The organism is Winogradskyella sp., from assembly GCF_965228925.1.
Classification (GTDB): domain Bacteria; phylum Bacteroidota; class Bacteroidia; order Flavobacteriales; family Flavobacteriaceae; genus Winogradskyella.
In genome coordinates, this window is sequence record NZ_OZ245845.1 from 5,094,871 (window position 1) to 5,115,689 (window position 20,819).

Consider the following 20,819-nt stretch of genomic DNA (forward strand, 5'->3'; position numbering starts at 1 on the left):
ACATTCACTCGCAAATTGCTTAACTTAACTCATTGAAAAGGGGTGTTAACTTTTTCAAGCTTTTTTTGGAATGCCTTTTGAAGCAATTTCAATGAAAAAATAAATTTGGATGAAAAACTATATCTCAATACTGATGCTGATTTGCTTTGCTTCTTTTTCCGGTGCACAAAACGATTTTGACAACCAATGGAAAAAGGTCGCCCAATTCGAAAATGACGGCTTAACCAAGAGTGCGTCTGACCTTGTTGACACCATTTATGATGCCGCAGTAGCGTCTAACAACGAGCAACAACAGATTAAAGCCTTACTCCACAAGAGCAAATATATGCTGACGCTTGAGGAAGATGCGCAACTCCGTATTGTCAACCAATTTAAAACCGTAATTGAAAAAACAAACAACGTTGTTACTAAACATCTTCTAGAAAATATGCTGGCAACGATGTACTGGCAATATTTTCAGCAAAATAGGTATAGATTTTATAACCGTTCCACCACTAGCGTTAAAGTCAGTGACGATTTTAGAACTTGGGATTTGGAAACCTTATTCAATGAAATTCATGTGTATTACCAGCGTTCTCTAGAAAATGGATTACTGCTTCAGCAAGAATCTTTAGAGAACTACAAAATATTATTAAATGAAGTCGAAGGTTCTAAAACCTACAGACCGACCTTATACGACTTGTTGAGTCATAACGCACTTCAGTTTTATAAGACCAGTGAAAATAGCATTACCAAACCCGCTTATCAGTTTAAACTTGAAGATTCCAGACTTATAGCTGATAGCGAACAGTTTATTAATCTGGATTTGACCTCAAAAGACACATTATCCTTACAACTTAATGCGCTTAAAATCTATCAGAATCTTTTAAAGTTTCATAGAAGTAACATGGCTTCCAAAGCCTTTGTTAGTGTGGATATTGAACGCCTAAAATTTGTGGCCGAACACGCTATTTTTAATAATAAGGAAGCGTCGTTAATTCATACACTTAAAACTAAAGCTGAATCGTTAAAAAGTTCACCGCTTTCTGCTCTATACAATTTTGAATTGGCTTCAACTTATTACAAGTTGGGGAATCAATATGATAGCAACCCCTACCAAGGCGAGGTTGATGACACCCATCGTTGGAAGTTCAAGGAAGCCCTAGAATTATGTGATGCTGTTATTTCAACTTATCCTAAGAGCGAAGGGGCCAAAGCATGCGACATTTTAAAAGTACAAATCCTTCGGCCTAGCTTATGGCTTCAAAATGAGGAGCTCATTCCTATAAATTCAGTTTCTCGAATTTTGGTCAACTATAAAAATTTAGAAGCCCTAGACTTCAATATCTATAGGATTGACATTAACCAGCTCGAAACCTTTAATCAAACCCGCAATGCTGAGGACAAAGTGAAGTTTTTTGGTAAGTTGCGTCCCATCCACACATTCTCTAGTACTTTAAAATCAGAAGGAGACTATCAAGAACACAGCACAGAGCTTATTTTACCCGAACTAACCAATGGTTTCTACCTCATTAAAGCAGATACCAAAACGCAAGAAAATGTATTTGCCGTTTCCCATATTCAAGTCACCAATTTGGCGCTTATTGAAAGTAATGAAAATGAGAATATAGATTATCAACTCATCGATAGGTCCAATGGCTCCCCTATTGTTGATGCTGTGATCAACCTTACTTATAGAAATAACCGAAACAAACTGTTTTCTAAAATGATGTCTACAGATCGTTTTGGAAAATTTAAATTTAAAAAAGACAACAATTATTACCGAAACGTAGAAATAAGAGCGGATCATAAAGACGATATTGCATTTTTTGGTGACTATTATATCAATCGCGCTTATAAGCAAAGGCCTGATCATAAGACGCGATACAAAACATTTCTATTTACGGATCGTAGTATTTACAGACCTGGACAAATCGTTTACTTTAAGGGTATAGTTACTAAAACCGAAAATGAGCAAACGTCAATTGTGGACAACGAAAAAGTGATGACGACGCTTTATAATGTCAACGGAGAAAATATTGCAGAACTAGAACTATCTACGAATGAATTTGGCTCATTTCACGGTGAATTTGTTTTGCCCAATGATGGTTTAACCGGAAATTTTCATATCGAAAACGAGGTCAGGAATTTTAAAGGTTCAGGACATACTTATTTCTTCGTTGAAGAGTACAAACGGCCCAAGTTTAAGTCAGAATTTCAGCCAATTACTGAGACTTACAAAGTTAATGATAGTATTATCGTGAAAGGAACAGCTGTTGCCTTTGCGGGTAGCAACATCACTGATGCTAAGGTCGTCTATCGTGTAAAACGCCAAGTTCAGTATCCAGGCTGGTGGTACTGGAGACGCCCTTATTACAATTCCGAACCACAAGAAATGACGTTTGGTGAGACCAAAACCAATGACAAAGGAGAATTTGATTTTGCCTTTAAAGCCATTCCAGATGAAACGGTATCTAAGGAGAACCTTCCGATATTTAAATATGAAGTGACCGCAGATGTCACAGATATTAATGGCGAAACCAGATCTACAAGCACTATTGTGAATGTAGGTTACCATGCTATGACCTTAAGTATTATTGCCCCAGAAGCTATTGATCGATCCGAAAAGGAGATTGAAATTTCATTAGCATCACGAAATTTAAACGGTGAGGAAGTTTCAGCAAAAGGGACACTTAAAGTCTATAAACTCAAGGCGCCAAATCAAGTACTGAGAACCAGACCTTGGAAAGCACCCGACTATCAAGTCATTTCAGAAGAAGAGTTTAAGCGCTTGTTTCCGCACGACCCCTATCACAATGAGTATCTATTGACCGCATGGAAACGAGGCGATGAAGTATTTCGTACCGATTTTAACACAGAAAAGGATAAAACCATAACCCTAAAGAAATTGAAAAAATGGGATTCAGGGAAGTACGTCATCGTAGCTGAGAGCCGAGATAAATTTGGGCAAAATATCAAAGATGAAGTCTTTACATCACTTTATCATAATGCTGACAAGACTATTGCCGATAAGCAATTATTCGAAGTCTCTTTAGATAAGGATCGTTATGATACAGAAGATATGGCAAAGCTCACCTTGGGGTCCGCAGCCAAGGACATTACAGTTACCATAGACATCGAAAAAAACGGTAAAATTATTTCAACACAACTTGTAAAACTCAGTAATTCTAAGCAATCCATTAACATACCTGTGTTAGAAAGCGATTTGGGTGGTTTTGAAGTCCATTTAGGTTTTGCGGCTTTCAATGCTTATGTGCAAAAGACTTTAAGAGTCAATGTCCCCTATCCGAAGACCGATTTGGAGATAGAAACTGTAACCTTTAGGGACAAGCTACAGCCAGGACAAGAGGAAACTTGGAGTTTTAAAATTAAAGGGCCTAAAGGTGATAAGGTCTCGGCAGAGTTATTAGCCAGCATGTACGATGCTTCCTTGGATGAATTTAGGACACATGATTGGAGTTTTAGTCCAATTGCGACACCCAAATATTACAGCAGAATCAATAAGAATTCCAGACAAAGTTTTGGTAATACCCCTTTTCAATTATTTAATCAATTCAGGCAAGCGACTCGACTAGATTTCCAAAAATATGATGCATTGAATTGGTTTGGGTTATATTTTGGTTATGGAAGTTCACATGTAAGAAAATTATTAGCAAGAGCTCCGGGTATAAAATTTGAAGAATATAAAGATGTACCAGAAGAGTACTTAATAATTGCCGAAGATGAAGCTGGGAATGTAGAAGTAAGAGAAACAGATGCTGGTATTGACTATATGGTTTCGGACTCTGAAAAAACATTAAATTATAAAACAGTTAACCAACAAAGTGGAGGTACAATAATAGCCGAAAGAGTTAAAAAAGAAGAAAAAGAAACTAATTTCGACAACGTCCAAATCCGCAAAAATCTTAATGAAATGGCCTTTTTCTTTCCGCAATTGCAAACGGATGCCGATGGCTCTGTGAGCTTTAACTTTAAAGCCCCTGAGGCTTTGACGAAGTGGAAATTACAATTATTGGCCCATACCAAAACTCTAGAAAGCACTGTGACCCAATTAGAAGCCGTCACTCAAAAGGAACTGATGGTGATTCCAAATGCACCGCGTTTTTTGAGAGAAGGTGATCAGATAAGCATTAGTACCAAGATTGCAAATCTTACGGACAAGGAGTTATCTGGAATAGCACGTTTAGAATTGACGGACCCTATCACTGGGACATCTTTAAATGGCGAATTACTGGTAACTGAGGCTCTCGAAGTTACCAATAAAAATGAGCAAAATGCCGCTTCGGGTACTTCGACAGGCTCAGCATCCACCTCGGCAACCAAGAGTTTTATCGTAAACGCTGGAGGAAACACCCAAATAACATGGAACCTTACCATTCCCGAAGGTATCCAAGTGGTACAATACAAAGTCGTAGCCAAAACCGATGATTTTAGTGATGGCGAACAAAACGCCTTACCAGTGTTATCGAATAGAATGCTAGTGACCGAAACCTTACCGATGTGGGTGCGTTCCAATCAGACTAAAACGTTTACTTTGGATAAGTTAACAAATTTAAAATCGGGGCCAGAGGCTCTCGAAGGTACCAATAAGGACACTTCGAGAACCTCAGTGTCCACTTTAAAGCACCATAAATTGACTTTAGAGATGACCTCTAATCCGGCTTGGTATGCGGTTCAGGCACTGCCCTATTTAATGGAGTATCCTTATGACTGTAATGAGCAAACCTTTTCGAGATATTATGCCAATGCTTTAGCCCATCATATCGTTACCTCAAACCCTAAAATAGAAGCGGTGTTCAATCAATGGGCTTCGACAAGCTCAGCCGCGCTAATTTCAAATCTTGAAAAGAATCAGGAATTAAAGTCTTTATTAATTCAAGAAACCCCTTGGCTACGAGATGCACAATCAGAAACCGAACAAAAAAAGCGAATAGGATTGCTATTCGACCTTAATAGAATGCATAATGAATTCAATTCAGCATTGCGCAAATTGAGAAACAACCAGTTGCCCTCTGGAGCATGGCCTTGGTTTAATGGTGGCTATGCCAATCGTTACATCACGCAACATATCATTTCTGGTTTTGGGCATTTAAAGCAATTAAATGTCTCATCGAGCGCCACGCCTTCCAAAGTCTTGTACGGCGGACAGGCAGTCGAGATGCAAATGATTCAAAACGCCATTCAGTATTTAGATGCACAATTTGTACAAGAATATAAAGACATTAAAAAATACAATAAAGATGCAGATTTAAGTAAGGATCATCTGTCGCACATGCAGCTGCATTATCTGTATACACGTAGTTTTTATCCAGATATAAAACCTTCGGAAGAGGTAGCGACCATTATGGACTATTATAAAGGTCAAATTAAAAAGTACTGGCTGTCACGTTCCTTATATTCCAAAGGTTTAATGACATTGACCATACACCGTATGGATGATACCAAAACTGCTGGTAAAATTCTAAAATCATTAAAAGAAAACAGCATTACTTCAGAAGAATTAGGCATGTACTGGAAAGAAAACACCAATTCCTGGTATTGGTACCAGGCACCTATTGAAACCCAAGCGTTGTTAATAGAAGCGTTTTCAGAAGTTGGAACGGCCATTCAGAGTGAAGCAAAGCATCTGGAAGATATTGATAATCTAAAAATCTGGTTGCTGAAACATAAGCAAACCAATCAGTGGAAAACAACCAAAGCTACTACAGAGGCTGTATATGCCCTATTGCTTCAAGGCAGTTCCTGGTTAGATGTCACGGATATGGTGGATGTAAAAGTCGGTAACGAAACCCTTTCTCCTCAGACTTTAGACCATGTAAAAGTAGAAGCAGGTACTGGCTATTACAAAACATCCTGGACAGGCTCTGAAATTACACCAGAGCAAGGAGAAGTGACCATCACCAAAAAAGGAGATGGTATCGCTTGGGGAGCTCTGTACTGGCAATACTTTGAGGATTTAGATAAAATTACTTCGGCCGAAACACCTTTAAAACTGAACAAAGAACTCTTTTTAAAGACCAATACCGATACAGGTGAAGAAATTTCAGAAATCACTTCGAATACTAAACTAAATGTTGGCGATTTGGTAAGAGTGCGCATAGAATTACGTACAGACCGTTCTATGGAATTCGTACATCTTAAGGATATGAGAGCGGCAGGTTTTGAGCCTATCAATGTCTTATCGCAATACAAATGGCAAGATGGTTTAGGCTATTACGAAAGTACCAAAGACGCCGCTACGAGTTTCTTTATCGACTATTTACCAAAAGGAGTCTATGTTTTTGAATACGACCTACGCGTCAATAATGCTGGTGATATGAGCAACGGTATTAGCACCATTCAATCCATGTATGCGCCAGAATTTAGTAGCCATAGCGAGGGCGTTAGAGTTTTGGTGGAATAATTACCTTATATAAGGTTGATCATTAATTAAATTAAACTTGCTGTTCATCAACAAAAAGTCTTCTTTTCTTAATTGTCGGCATGTAATCTCGGTAGAATCTTTATTAATATGACCTTTAAAGATTATCGTGTCGTTTGTTAGTCTTTCATAACGAAGCAATAAGGGCTCGGTTGAATTATCAATATTAAAAATTTGTATGGATCGGTCTAAAGAGTCTATCGAAGATGAGAACCAAGACACTTTATTTTCATTATCCACAAGTTGAACTTGCCCTCTGTATTCCATAATTAAATATTTCCAGCTTTTCTTTGGCCTATGATTAGTACTATCTTTAGTTCCGATACTTTCAAATGAAAGCACATCATAAATACCGTAAAACTTGGATTTTGTAAACTCCCCGTTTAAAAGGGTATTTCTATTGTTCAATTTATAAGCTGCCAAGGCAAACATTAAAACTATGAATAGGCCTCTCATAGCCATAAGTAGTTTTCTTCTACTTTTTTTATTTAAAAATTCCGGCTTCTCCAATACGATTAATGATGCATTCTTTTTTCTGAAAAAAAAGTCGACCAAGCTTTTAAAATTAGGAGCCATTAAAAACAATGTTATCAATACCAAATGCGAGGTTACCATCTTTAATGGCACACCATAAAAGAAGTTAATGGCCATTACGTTTAGTGTAACCGTTAATGTTATGAATAAGCCAAAAGTGAGAGTGCGCCTAAAGAATAAGCATAAACTCATGACTTCTGCCAATCCCATAAATACGTTATATCCTTTTGAATATCCTAAAAAAGACCAGGCCAATCCCATAGGTGAAGAATTGCCATAGGTGTTCACCAAGGTATATAAGCTAGGCTCAGGAAATTGTAAGTAGACTAATTTTACCAAACCGTAGTTAACCATTATAAAACCTAAATAAAACCTGAGAACTACCCTTAACCAATAATAAAGAGACTTATAATTTTGCCTCTTCCCATCTAAAAATGTCCAAAACAAGGCAACAATTATAGCGATAATGAAAATACACAAAAGCGCCATATAATTAAAGGTGGTGTCAACAAAATTATCCATCACAACCAACCGCTCTTCGGAAATCTTAAAAATGGTTTGTCCTACCCATAGAATAAAATCATGATGAGGTTTAAAAGGAAGCTGAATCATGCTACCAAACCTAGTCACCAGATCATACAGGACAAACAACAAAAAATAGGAAAATGAGAACCTAAAACCTATTTTCTTTAATAGCGACCAAGATGCATGGCTAATTGATGTCATTATAAATTATTTTGTGGTGTAAAAATAGGGTATTCTAGGTGATTAGAATCCCCATTAATCAACTCCCCGTTAGTTAGTGGAGATAACGGCGACAAAAATCAAGAACAAAAATGAAAAACAAATTCGTATCTTGAGTGGTACTAACTAATAAATTTTATAATTATGAACACAAAAGTTTTTATGGTTCTAAGAATTTTACTTGGAATCTTTGTTCTCGTTTTTGGGGTAAACAAATTTGCAAACTTCTTGCCTATGCCAGAAATGTCTGGTGACGCCGGAGCGTATTTTGGAGCACTATCAAGCTCTAAAACCTTAATCCTAGTAGCTATTGTGGAAATAGTTGCAGGTTTGGCTCTGTTATTAAACAAATATGGAGCACTTTTAGCCCTCATTTTAATGAGTGTCTCTGTAAACGCCTTCCTATTTCATGCCGTATTAGATCCAGGTGGGATTGGAGGTGCCGTTGCCTTGCTAGTGCTTAATATAGCAGTGCTTATAGGTTATAAAGACAAATACAAAGACTTATTGAGTTAATTGAAGAGCATATAAGATAAAAAAAGAGGCAGTAAGCCTCTTTTTTATCTGTTGTAAGGATATTCACTTATCCAATGAAACCCACGACTTGTTAGTCGAAAATCTTTAATACCTAAGCGTTTACTCAGTCCTTGAATGGTATCCCCTTGAAAAACAAAATTAAATTCCAAGCCGGTACTATCTAATTTTTTATAGTTAAAATCAAAACTCACCGGTTCCTTTCCCCATCTTGTGAGCTTCAATCTTCGATCTACTAAACTGTCTTTTTCAACTCCAAAATACACAGGCGTATCCCCTTCAAAATTGCGAACTTGCATAGAGCCCTCCCATTGAACCGAAATAGATTTCCAGAGTTTCTTGTTCTTATAATTGGTTATGGTATCCCCATTAATCACAAAATCTGTAATCTTATACATACCATATAATTCAGGTTTCGGAGCTTTTGAACCATATTTCTTTTGTGATTCCAAGGTTTCAATAAAACCATATACAAATACATAAGCTATTAACAACGCCTTAAAGCTATTTATGGCAATTCGTAACCCTCGTTTAAATTTTGGTCGTTTAATTACTTCAATGGTCGTACTGACTTTGGTAAAGAAAAACAGCGCGACTCTTTTAATATCCTTGGATAACAAAAACAATGTCATTAAAACCAAATGAGTAGATAATAGTTTCACGGGGACATCGTAAAAATAATTGACAGCCATAACATTCATTGCGGTCATTAAGGTAATAAGCGCCCCAAAAGTCATGGTTCTTCTGAACAATAAAAGACCAGCTAGTAATTCCGCGACTCCCATAAAAATATTATACCCTTTTGAAAAGCCTAAAAATGTCCAGGCCAGTCCCATAGGAGATGATTCCCCATAAGGCTCTATTAGCCTATAAAATCCTGGATATGAAAATTGCAGCTGAATAACTTTGACCATGCCATAACTAATTAGCATCAGCCCAACATAATAGCGTATACCCGTTGTTAGCCAATAATAGAGGGTATCGTAATCATTGCGTTTTCTATCAATAAATGACCAAATCATGGTGCCGATTAAAGCCACAATTAATGACGTTAACGCAATAAGATTATCGAACATAGTATCACCACTACCCGTGACCTTAACAGTCACTTCCTCCTCTATGCCATAGATATTAGATCCCAGCCAAGGTATAAACTGCTCTATCCATTTTGTTGGGTAGGCAAACAACCAATCCCAAAATGGAAATGCGCCATTATTTTGAAATAGAATGATTAAGATAAAGTAAATGAAGACTAACCTAAATCCTATTTTTTCAAATAAAGACCAGGTTCTATTTTTGATGGATACCATTGAAAAGTCAGTTAGTTAATATTTATGACCTAATATAAAACTTACAGCGTTAGTTTCTAGTAATTGTTATGTATTTATTTTTAACTTGTAAAGCCTTAGATAAGCAAAAACAAATTGAATGCACAAGCCATAAAATTGTATTTATGCGTTAGGCCTAACACTTTAACATTAAAAAAAGTCTCAAGCCTTCAATAGAGCAGGATTAGTTTATTTGTTTGGAGGGTAGGCCGAAAATATTTTCTCTACTAGTTTAACAAAAACGGCCTCTCGTTTCTCAGGTGTGGCGTTTGGTCGGTAAGAGCTTTCACTAACGGCTTGCCAAAACAATTTTTCGTTCTGTTTTTTATCTACAAAATCAATCACGACTTCTCTGGTGTATTGATTCCCTGCTAGAGGTATGCCAACAGAAACGCCACCGCCAACATTTCCTCCGGTTCCTCCTGCTCCTACACCAATATTGGAGTTGTTTCTATTTGGAATATCCTGACTTTGAATATCAATAAAAAAATCAGGATTATCAGAACGTGTCAATCCAAGTGTAGCTAGTTTGGCATCTATGGATCGGATAATGCGTTTAGTATCCAACTCACTCAAACCTGTTTGCATATCGTCAAAATAATTGTAGGTTTTATACTGGGTAAAATCGGTCGATTTTTCATAGTCGTAATTCACTACGGTACCACAGGAAGTCAGGATTAAGGCTATTAAAATAAATCTGAAGGCTTTCATATTTTTTCTTTTAAAGATACTAAAAAAATTCTTGAAATGAACCCCTCTTTGTAGTGAACAGGTATCCCAGAAGCAGGGCCATATGGATATATCTCGACAAGACTTCGACCCTTCGACTCGCTCAGGGCAGGTAGGCTCAGCCTGACAACTCAATAGAGATTTGCTCGTTTCATTTCTGCAAGTGTCACACTGAGCTTGTCGAAATGCTCAACACAACGCATTTCAACCTTTAAGGGTAAAATCACTCTACACCCCTATTAAGCTACGCTCGGTATCTTCAACTAAAGCTATTGCTTCGATTTCGACAATCCTCAAAGGGGCAATCCATATAAATAAGTTTGGTAACTAGTGTCCCTTGAGGGGACTTTAGGGGTGTCATTAGAAGCTATTTTAAGTTTCTGTATGACTTTAAATATAAAATATGACTAATCTTTAATCATTCAACATCTTCCATAATTTATCCTTAAGCGCTGTTAAGCCCTGTTGTGCTACGGAAGAGATAAATAGATACTCACATTCTAAATCTTGGTCTAAAATAGATGACATTTCCGATTTCAACTCCTCATCCAACATATCCGATTTTGAAATGACCACAAAGCGTTCTTTATCTAACATTTCAGGATTGTAGCGCCTTAGTTCATCAACCAAAATTTCATATTGTTCTACAATATCTTTGGCATCTGCAGGTATTAAGAATAATAGGATGGAGTTGCGTTCTATATGCCTCAAGAAATAATACCCTAAACCTTTCCCCTCGGCAGCGCCTTCGATGATTCCTGGAATGTCAGCCATCACAAAGGACTGGTAATCGCGATACTTGACGATGCCTAAATTTGGTTTTAAGGTCGTGAACTCATAATCGGCAATCTTTGGCTTTGCCGACGTCAAAACGGATAATAACGTTGATTTCCCAGCATTGGGAAAGCCTACCAGACCCACGTCTGCCAAGACCTTAAGTTCTATGGTGATATTTTTTTCTTCAAGAGGAATTCCTGGTTGCGCGTATCTTGGTGTTTGATTGGTGGCACTTTTAAAATGCCAATTACCACGACCTCCCTTTCCGCCTTCAGCCACAATCTTTTCTTGACCATTCTCGGTAATTTCAAACAAGGTCTTCCCTGTATCTGTATCCTTAACCACGGTACCGAGTGGCACTTCAATAATGGCATCTTCACCATCGGCTCCAGTACTTCTTCCTGAGCTACCATGCGCTCCATGACCGGCTTTAATATGACGTTTAAACTTTAGATGAATTAAGGTCCAAAGGTTAGAATTCCCTCTTATAATAACATGGCCTCCACGGCCTCCATCGCCTCCATCAGGACCTCCTTTTTGAATATATTTTTCGCGATGTAAGTGCGCAGAACCTTTACCTCCGTTACCAGAAGCCACATGCATTTTTACGTAATCGACAAAATTTCCTTCGGTCATGTTTTGTCATTCCTGCGAAAGCAGGAATGGCAGTTTTAAAGTTGATCTATAACAGAACTAAGTCGTACAGTAATCTCTTCGATGCTTCCAACACCATCTACACCAAAATACTTATCTTGATTAGAGTAGTAACCCTTTAGAATTGCTGTCTTATCGTAGTACTCTTTAATTCGATTTCTTATAATACTCTCATCAGCATCATCTGCTCTGCCACTAGTTTCTCCGCGTTTTAGCAGACGCTCAACCAAAACCTCATCCTCAACTTCAAGAGCAACCATTGCATTAATCTGAGAATCCTTACTATCCATTAACGCGTCAAGAGCTTTGGCTTGTGCATTCGTTCTAGGAAAACCATCAAAGATAAAACCTTTGGCATCAGCATTCTTTTCAACCTCTTTGTTCAGCATATCAATGGTCACTTGATCTGGCACCAACTCTCCCTTGTCCATGTAAGACTTAGCCAACATACCTAAGGCCGTCTCATTTTTAATGTTGTATCTAAATACATCACCCGTAGAGATGTGCACTAAATCGTATTTTTCTTTTAAGAAGTTAGCTTGCGTTCCTTTTCCTGCACCTGGAGGTCCAAATAGCACAATGTTTGTCATGTGTTGTGTGGTTTTTAATTGATATACATCTGGTAAATCTCTTCCTAAACCTCTGTAATCCAATCCGTAGCCAACGATGAATTTGTTTGGAATTTCTTTACCTATATAATGAAGTTTAAAATCTTTATCGTAAGCTTCTGGCTTATAAAATAGGGTTGCGATAAGCAGCTGTTTTACATTTTCATTTTTGAAAATGCGGTGAACTTCTTCAAGCGTATTGCCAGAATCTATGATGTCTTCTAATATAACGACTGTTCTACCTGTTAAATCTTGCGTCAGTCCAATCAATCTTTGAATGTCTTCCGTCGACTTCACTCCTTCGTAAGAGGCCAATTTTATAAAGGTGACTTCACATGGCTTTGGATACTTTTTTACGAAGTCGCTTACAAACATAAATGAGCCGTTTAAAATTCCAACAAAAACAGGCATTTCATCTCCTAAATCCGAAACAATATCATCGACCATATGCTGAACGGCTTCATCTATTTCCTGCTCGGAGATAAAAGGTTTAAAGTATAAATCATGAAGCTTAACGACCATCTTGATATTTTAAAAATGCAAAGATAATGAATTGATTGACGAATGTTGATTTTTGATTTATGAATTTGGAAGTATCTGCCTTAATTAACTTATTTTTGTATCTCAATAAACGTATGATTTAATCTTAAAAATTAAGTTTCCCTTTTTCATGGGAACAGCTTAAGTTGATGAACTATTTCTCTTCAGGTTTTAAACTCGGTATTCTTGGCGGTGGCCAGTTAGGTAAAATGATCTTGTATAATACGCGCAAGTTCGATATTTATACCTGTGTCATGGACCCAAATCCAGATGCACCTGCAAGATTAGCCTGTGATGAATTTACTGTTGGTGACCTACTGGATTATGAAACCGTTATCAATTTCGGAAAGACTGTCGATGTCCTGACTATAGAAATCGAAAATGTCAATGTTGATGCACTCGAAGCACTTGAAGACCAAGGCATAACGGTATACCCATCGGCTAAGACCTTGCGGACTATTCAGAATAAGGCACATCAAAAGTTGTTTTATCGCGATCATAATATTCCGACTGCTGACTTTTCACGCTTTGCACATACCTCAGAGATTAATGATGCTGTAGACAATGGCGGTTTGAGCTATCCTTTTGTATGGAAAAGTGCACGATTTGGATACGATGGACAAGGTGTTAAAGTGGTAAGACGTTATACGGATTTGGTCGATTTACCCAATGTAGAATGCATTGCGGAAGACCTTATTCCATTTAAGAATGAATTGGCTGTTATTGTGGCCCGAAATACCAAAGGCCATTTAAAAACCTATCCTGTGGTCGAAATGGAATTTCATCCCGAAGCCAACCAAGTAGAATATGTGATCTGTCCGGCAAGAATCCCAGACGCTATTGCTAAAAAAGCGGAATTGGTGGCATTAAAAACCGCAGCTGCCTTTGAACATGTAGGCTTATTGGCCGTGGAGATGTTTCAGACCGAAGATGATGATATTTTAGTTAATGAAGTAGCACCGCGACCTCACAACTCAGGTCATTATAGCATTGAAGCCAGCTATACATCGCAGTTTGAACAGCATTTAAGATGTATTTTAGGACTGCCATTAGGGCATACAGAAAGTAAAGTGGCAGGAGTTATGGTAAATCTGGTTGGTGCAGAAGACCATACAGGTGATGTACTTTACAAAAATATTGAAGAGATTATGGCTATGGACGGTGTAACACCTCACATATATGGCAAAAAGCAGACCCGACCATTTCGTAAGATGGGTCATGTTACTATTGTTAACAAGGACATCGCCAAAGCCCGCGAAATTGCAGAACAAGTGAAGCGAACAATTGAAGTCATCAGTGAATAGAAGATGACATCTCGAGCATTGGTTGAGGAACGTATCGATTCCAAAAGCACCTGGCGCAGTAACTCGAGGGGTCATCTAAAGTCATAAACTTTTAAATTTAGGTCTCGACTGCGCTCGACCTGACAAAAAATAGTATGAGTAAAGTAGGAGTCATTATGGGAAGCAAAAGCGATTTGCCAGTAATGCAAGACGCGATAGACATTTTAAAAGGATTTGATATAGACGTCGAAGTCGATATTGTTTCGGCGCACCGCACCCCTGATAAATTGTTCGATTATGGCAAAAATGCGCACTTAAGAGATATTAAAGTCATTGTTGCTGGTGCTGGTGGAGCTGCACATTTACCTGGAATGGTAGCATCCTTATCCCCTTTGCCCGTTATTGGTGTTCCTGTAAAAAGTAGCAATTCCATAGATGGCTGGGATTCCGTGTTATCCATACTACAAATGCCCGGAGGAGTTCCTGTAGCTACGGTAGCGCTTAATGGTGCCAAAAATGCAGGTATTCTGGCCGCTCAAATTCTAGGAAGTTCGGATCAATGCATTTTAGATAAGATTATGGTTTATAAAGAAGGGCTTAAGGCAAAAGTTATCGATTCTGCCAAAGAGCTATAAAAAAAGCCTCGACATCTGTCAAGGCTTATTTTGCTATTAACCAATCCTTTGGAACAATAAGTTCTTGTTCAAAAAGATGATGCAAAAATAACTAAAACTTAACAAAGAACACCCTTTTCTTAATCATAAAATCACGTTAAAATTCACATTATCAACACAGTACGTAAGAAAATATAGACGAATTAAAAATGACAATCCTCAATAAAAACTTTGAAACACCCTATAATTCAGCACCTTTTTCAGAAATAAAGAATAGCGATTTTCTCCCTGCTTTTAAGACAGCCATTGACAATGCAAAATCAGAAATTGATGCGATTACAAATAATGTTCAAGCTCCAACTTTTGAAAATACTATCGAAGCCCTGGATTATTCAGGTGAGGAATTGGATCGGATTTCGAGCATCTTCTTTAATCTAAATTCAGCCGAAACCGATGATGAAATTCAAAAAATCGCCCAAGAAGTATCGCCGCTGCTTTCAGAATTTAGTAACGACATTACGTTGAATGAGGATTTGTTTAAACGTGTAAAAACGGTATACGATTCTAAGTCAAGTTTAGACTTAACCACTGAGCAAGCAACACTTTTAGATAAAAAGTACAAAAGCTTCTCTAGAAATGGAGCAAATTTATCCGAAGTAAAGAAAGTGCGACTTCGTGCTATTGATAAAGATCTCAGCCAATTAAAGCTAAAATTTGGTGAACACGTTCTCGCTGAGACGAATAAATTTGAAATGCACCTAACGGACGAGTCCGACTTATCTGGATTACCCGAAGGTGCAAAAGAGGCCGCCAAGCAACTGGCGGAAAGCAAAGGCAAGGAGGGTTGGTTAATTACTTTAGATTACCCCAGCTATATCCCGTTTATGACCTATGCCGATAATAGAACTTTGAGAGAACGATTATCAAAGGCATTTGGCAGCAAAGGCTTTAAGAATGATGATCTAGACAATCAGGACATTGTTTTGAAGATCGCCAATTTACGTTTTGAGCGCGCCCAACTCTTAGGGTATAAAACCCATGCCCATTTTGTGTTGGAAGAGCGTATGGCCGAAACCCCAGACAAGGTGAATACATTTCTCAATGAATTGCTGGAAAAGGCCAAACCAGCTGCTCGAAAAGAATTTAAGAATCTAGAAGCTTTTGCGAAGGACTTGGATGATATTGACCAGCTCCAAAAATGGGACTCAGCTTATTACTCTGAAAAGTTAAAGCAAAAGCTTTTCAGTTTAGATGATGAACAACTCAAGCCTTACTTTAAACTAGAAAACGTTATTAATGGTGCGTTTACCGTTGCGGAAAAATTGTTTGGTTTGCGATTTGAAGAAATTCATACAATTGATAAATATCATGAGGATGTCTTGACCTATAAAGTTGTCGATGCAGATGATAATTTGGTTTCTATTTTTTATGCTGATTTTTTCCCAAGAGCCGGAAAGCGCAATGGGGCTTGGATGACCTCTTTTAAACCACAAATGATTAAAAACGTCATTAACGAAAGACCACATGTGTCTATAGTCTGCAATTTTACCAAACCGACCAAAAGCAAACCATCCTTGTTGACATTTAATGAAGTCACGACCTTGTTTCACGAGTTCGGTCATGCCCTTCATGGTATGCTTGCCAATACGATATATCCAAGTCTATCTGGTACTAACGTCTATTGGGACTTTGTGGAATTACCAAGTCAGATTTTGGAAAATTGGTGCTACGAAGAAGAAACTTTAAAACTGTTTGCCACCCATTATGACACTGGAGATGTTATCCCCATGGAATTGATCGAGAAAATAAAAGCTTCTGCCACCTTTCAGGAGGGTATGCAGACCTTGCGTCAATTGAGTTTTGGCCTATTAGATATGGCTTGGCACGGTGTTGATCCTTCAAATATTAATCGTGTAAAATCTCATGAGATCGCGGCTTTCGGTGAAACCAACTTGTATCCGGACGTTGCAGAAAACTGCATGAGTACAGCCTTTGCACATATTTTCCAAGGGGGCTATTCCTCAGGTTATTATAGCTATAAATGGGCCGAAGTCTTAGATGCCGATGCCTTTGAATATTTTAAGGAGGAAGGGATATTTAACAAGACCGTAGCGAACAAATTTAAAGCCTATGTGCTATCGCAAGGCGGTACTGAAAATCCGATGACCTTATATAAAAAGTTTAGAGGGCAAGCACCAAAGCCTGAAGCCTTGTTGCGCCGTGCAGGACTGATAAAATAAGCTCAGCTGTTTTTCCGTTTTAGCTTGTATGAAGCTATTAAAATTGGTTGGACACCTATTAATAATTATTCTTTTAACTGTACTTACTCAGATTGGAGGATTAATCTGGATTATTGCCTTAGTTCTATCCTATAGGTTGCAATGGAAAATAAGGTATTCATTTCCCACCATTTATTTGCTGTTCAATTTAGGATTGATTCCATTAGTTGCACCTTACTTTGGAAGGGTGCAGCTGCCTATTTTCAATACAATGTTGAAACCACAAAACTACTTTTACACACTTACTTTTAGAAACTATGTAACACCAGAGCTAAAGCGCAGTTTAAATGACGCCGCCAAAGATTTAGCATCCTTGGGTATTCAAATTAAGTATTTGGATGCGAATTTTCCTTTTACGGATGGGTTTCCATTATTACCGCATTTAAGCCATAATGATGGTAAAAAGGTGGATATTGCCTTTCAGTACAAAGCTACCGATGGAAAGCCCACCAATAAGAAACCTTCTTTATTAGGTTACGGTCACTATACCCATCTGCGAAATCCAACGAATAACTATTGCAAGTCCAAGGGCTTTTGGCAGTATGATATTACAAAATACCTCAATCTTAAAACTCGTGAACATTTAGTATTTGATAAGAAACAAACGAAAACGCTAATTCAAGGCCTACTCCATAATACTAGTAATGCAAAGCTATTTATCGAGCCTCATTTAAAGAAAGAATTGGGATTACAAAATTATGCTCAAATTAGGTTTCATGGGTGTCAAGCGGTACGACATGATGATCATATCCATCTTGAAATAAAATAAACTTTCAATAATTATTGAAAGTTTAAAAATTATTGTATATTTGTGATATGGATTATGTAGAAGCTAAAGAAAAATTTATCAGTACCTGGGGAAGCTTGGGTACGCTTTGGGGTATCAATAAAGCCATGGCTCAAATCCAAGCCTTACTTTTCATTTCTACAAAACCCTTGTCTATGGAGGATATTATGGAAGATCTTAAGATCTCAAGAGGTAATACTAGTATGAATTTAAGGCAACTCATCGACTGGGGTATTGTGACCAAAGTTCTGGTTTCTGGCGAGCGCAAGGAGTTCTTCACCACTGAAAAGGATGTTCAAGAATTAGCCCGAACCATAGCAAAAGAACGCAGTCGCCGAGAAATAAAGCCTGTTATCAAAGTTTTGGAAGAGGTCTCCTCCATTAAGGATGACGGTACCGAGACGACCAAAGAGCTCATAAAACAAACCAAAGCGCTTAAAGAGTTAACGGACGATTTGGATAACTTAATGAATAAGCTTGTCAACCAAAAACAAAACTGGTTAACGAAATCGGTTTTAAAATTGATGAAATAGAAGTTATATTTTTTTAATCCAAACTTTCAATTTTTTCTGAAAGTTTTAAAATAATAGAATTATGAATGAGACTCTAAAAACCAATGCCGGAACCATAAACTTTTCATGGAAAAAAACTATATGGTTATACCTAATGATGTTATCAATTATATTCATTGATTTTTCAATCATAGGTTGGCATGATTTTATTATTAATTTTTGTCTTTTATTTCTTACTGTTGGTATTGGACACTCAGTTGGGTTGCACAGAGGAATTATACATAAGTCATACAAAACAACCAAAGGCTTTCGAAAAATCAGTTTATACTTATTTGTTTTAACAGGTCTAGGAAACCCGTTAAATTGGCTTAAGCAACACTATTTTAGGGACTATTGGCAAAATAGAAAAGATTGCCCTCGGTATTTTCAATACAAACATTCACTCATTACAGATTATTTCTGGAATCTTCATTTAACATTTATTCCAAAAGATTTAAATCGTTACAATATTCCAGAAGAGGATTTAAGCGACCCTACACTATTATGGTTAAGTAAAACTTGGCACGTTAATTACATCGCCTTTATGGCCATATTTTACTTTCTGCTTGGTATTAATAGCATGCTAGTTGCAACATGCCTTCGAACGACTATTATCATTCTTGGTCATTGGTACATTGGTTATGCTTCACATAAGTATGGTTATTCCAGACATAAAATAAAAGGTGCAGACGAAAGTGGCTATAATGATGTTCTGCTAGGGTTGATATCATTTGGAGAAGGATTCCACAATAACCATCATTCATATCCAACTTCGGCAAAATTTTCTTCAAAATGGTATGAAATTGACTTTGGATGGATGCTGGTATGGCTTTTATCCAAGCTCAAAATTATTAAGAATGTAAAAACTCAGGATGCAAATTTGAAGCCTTCTGCAATTCCACATAAAACAGTAATCTGGAAACTACCTAAATTCTAATATCATGAAAACACAAACCCTACCCTACAGTAATTACGAGGCACAAAACCGAATGGACATGGTAGATTTTTATAATAAAGCTACCGAAGACTATGCCTTTTGGAGTAACGATTATAACATGCATTTCGGTTACTTTGTACCATTTAAAACCCATCCGTTTAAGCGCGATTCTATGCTCAACCAAATGAATCGACAAGTCCTAAAACGACTTCATATTGGCAACACCAAAAACCGGCTCATTGACCTAGGATGTGGTATGGGAGCGACCATGCGCTACGCTTTAAAACACTACAAAAATGTCATGGCTTATGGAGTGACCTTATCTAACTTTCAGGTACAAAAAGGCAACGAGTTACTACGAGGTAAAAATGGGATTATTCTAAAAGAAAACTATAACAACACGTCGTTTCGGTCCAATTCCTTTGACTCTGCCATAGCCATTGAAAGCTTCTGTCATTCGGGCCACAATTATAATTCACTTAAGGAAATGTGTCGAATTTTAAAGCCCGGAGGACGCTTTGTTATAGCGGACGCCTTTTTAAAAAAAGACAAAACACAACTTTGTTTAGGTGGTAAGTATTCGTACAACAAGCTATGTAACCACTGGAACTTAGAGAAACTAGAGACACATCACTTTATAAAGAAACAACTAGAAGAACTCGGCTTTACAAATATTAAAGTTGAGGATGTTTCTTTTACAGTAGCACCGTCTGTACTTCATGTGCCATTTGCAATTACAGGGTTTATAGTAAAAAAGCTATTAGGTTTTAAGGGTATTAAACAAGAAAGTCTTCACAATCTAAAAGGTTCGTTTTACGCCCTATTATCTGGTTTGCACCTCAAAAGTTTTGGATATTATATCATTAGTGCTACCAAAAGTTACTGAGCTTATTTTACAAGTTAATATTTTATCCTATTTTTGGTCAAGCAATGCGATATTTAAATGGCAGACCATCAAATAAACCCAAATAACTGGATTAACTTATATTCGGACTACCTCTTTAACTACACTATTTCTAGAGTTAATGACAGAGAAATGGCGCAAGATTTAGTTTCGGAAACGTTTTTGGCAGGACTTAAATCCATGGCTAATTTTAAGGGTGAAGCCAGTGAGCGCACATGGTTAATCTCTATTTTAAAGCGTAAAATTATCGACTACTATCGCAAGATAAATTCCAATAAAGGGAAAGCCGAAGTTAGAATGAGCTATAATGGTGATACAGAAGCTGAAGGCGATTGGTTAGAAGAACGCGTGGCAGATCCCTTTGATAAAACTGCCGAGGACAAGATAGAAAACTCAGAATTGGGCAATGCCATATACGACTGTATGGCCAAATTACCCGAGAAACAAGCTGAAGTTTTTAAGATGAAAACGATTTTAGGTTACGATACAGAAACAATTTGTAATGAATTAGAAATAACTGCGTCTAACCTTTGGGTAATCATCCACAGAGCGCGAACAGCTCTGGCAGATTGCATGGAAAAAAATTGGTTTTAAT

Annotated in this window: 15 protein-coding genes; 10 read left to right on the plus strand and 5 right to left on the minus strand. The window is 37.4% G+C overall.

All coding sequences use genetic code 11. The annotated features are described in order from the left end of the window. Positions 1–109 precede the first annotated feature (109 nt). Positions 110–6,403 carry an alpha-2-macroglobulin family protein gene (locus ACO052_RS21030; RefSeq protein WP_422105774.1) on the plus strand — a complete coding sequence of 2,098 codons (6,294 nt, stop codon included), beginning with the start codon at positions 110–112 and terminating at the stop codon, positions 6,401–6,403. Here the strand turns inward: ACO052_RS21030 and ACO052_RS21035 are convergent, their stop codons facing one another. Further along, complete coding sequence (locus ACO052_RS21035; protein WP_422105776.1) at positions 6,404–7,681, minus strand: hypothetical protein; 1,278 nt, start codon at positions 7,679–7,681, stop codon at positions 6,404–6,406. A gap of 162 nt (positions 7,682–7,843) precedes the next feature. On the opposite strand from ACO052_RS21035, the gene ACO052_RS21040 reads away from it, so the two are divergent. Then, the gene (locus tag ACO052_RS21040) at positions 7,844–8,215 is read left to right on the plus strand and encodes a DoxX family membrane protein (protein ID WP_422105777.1); all 372 of its coding nucleotides are present in this window, start codon (positions 7,844–7,846) and stop codon (positions 8,213–8,215) included. Between the two features lie 44 nt (positions 8,216–8,259). Here ACO052_RS21040 and ACO052_RS21045 read toward each other — a convergent pair whose 3' ends face one another. The 4 genes from ACO052_RS21045 to ACO052_RS21060 form a co-directional block, all read right to left on the minus strand. Further along, positions 8,260–9,543: a hypothetical protein gene (locus ACO052_RS21045; RefSeq protein ID WP_422105778.1), complete on the minus strand. Its 1,284-nt coding sequence runs from the start codon at positions 9,541–9,543 to the stop codon at positions 8,260–8,262. Positions 9,544–9,750: 207 nt separating this feature from the next. Continuing rightward, positions 9,751–10,272 (minus strand): DUF4136 domain-containing protein, encoded by a 522-nt coding sequence (locus tag ACO052_RS21050; RefSeq protein ID WP_422105779.1) that lies wholly within the window; start codon positions 10,270–10,272, stop codon positions 9,751–9,753. Between the two features lie 432 nt (positions 10,273–10,704). Further along, complete coding sequence (gene obgE, locus ACO052_RS21055; protein ID WP_422105780.1) at positions 10,705–11,703, minus strand: GTPase ObgE; 999 nt, start codon at positions 11,701–11,703, stop codon at positions 10,705–10,707. 35 nt (positions 11,704–11,738) lie between these two features. Next, entirely contained in the window at positions 11,739–12,851 is a 1,113-nt protein-coding gene (locus ACO052_RS21060; protein ID WP_422105781.1) for an adenylate kinase, read from the minus strand. Positions 12,852–13,018: 167 nt separating this feature from the next. Between ACO052_RS21060 and ACO052_RS21065 the strand changes: the two genes are divergently transcribed. From ACO052_RS21065 to ACO052_RS21100, 8 genes are all read left to right on the plus strand, one after another. Continuing rightward, positions 13,019–14,173, plus strand: a complete 1,155-nt coding sequence (locus ACO052_RS21065) for a 5-(carboxyamino)imidazole ribonucleotide synthase (protein WP_422105782.1) — start codon at positions 13,019–13,021, stop codon at positions 14,171–14,173. Between the two features lie 134 nt (positions 14,174–14,307). Continuing rightward, a complete protein-coding gene (purE, locus tag ACO052_RS21070; RefSeq protein ID WP_422105783.1) occupies positions 14,308–14,787 on the plus strand; it encodes a 5-(carboxyamino)imidazole ribonucleotide mutase in 480 nt (159 codons plus the stop codon). A gap of 188 nt (positions 14,788–14,975) precedes the next feature. Continuing rightward, entirely contained in the window at positions 14,976–17,006 is a 2,031-nt protein-coding gene (locus tag ACO052_RS21075; protein ID WP_422105784.1) for a M3 family metallopeptidase, read from the plus strand. Between the two features lie 28 nt (positions 17,007–17,034). After that, positions 17,035–17,814, plus strand: coding sequence for a hypothetical protein (locus tag ACO052_RS21080; protein ID WP_422105785.1), 780 nt, complete (start codon positions 17,035–17,037; stop codon positions 17,812–17,814). A gap of 47 nt (positions 17,815–17,861) precedes the next feature. Next, the gene (locus ACO052_RS21085) at positions 17,862–18,365 is read left to right on the plus strand and encodes a GbsR/MarR family transcriptional regulator (protein ID WP_422105786.1); all 504 of its coding nucleotides are present in this window, start codon (positions 17,862–17,864) and stop codon (positions 18,363–18,365) included. Positions 18,366–18,426: 61 nt separating this feature from the next. Further along, complete coding sequence (locus ACO052_RS21090) at positions 18,427–19,320, plus strand: fatty acid desaturase (protein WP_422105787.1); 894 nt, start codon at positions 18,427–18,429, stop codon at positions 19,318–19,320. A 4-nt stretch (positions 19,321–19,324) separates the two neighbouring features. Beyond that, positions 19,325–20,206 (plus strand): SAM-dependent methyltransferase, encoded by an 882-nt coding sequence (locus ACO052_RS21095; RefSeq protein ID WP_422105788.1) that lies wholly within the window; start codon positions 19,325–19,327, stop codon positions 20,204–20,206. 57 nt (positions 20,207–20,263) lie between these two features. Beyond that, positions 20,264–20,818: a sigma-70 family RNA polymerase sigma factor gene (locus ACO052_RS21100; protein ID WP_422105789.1), complete on the plus strand. Its 555-nt coding sequence runs from the start codon at positions 20,264–20,266 to the stop codon at positions 20,816–20,818. Position 20,819 lies beyond the last annotated feature (1 nt).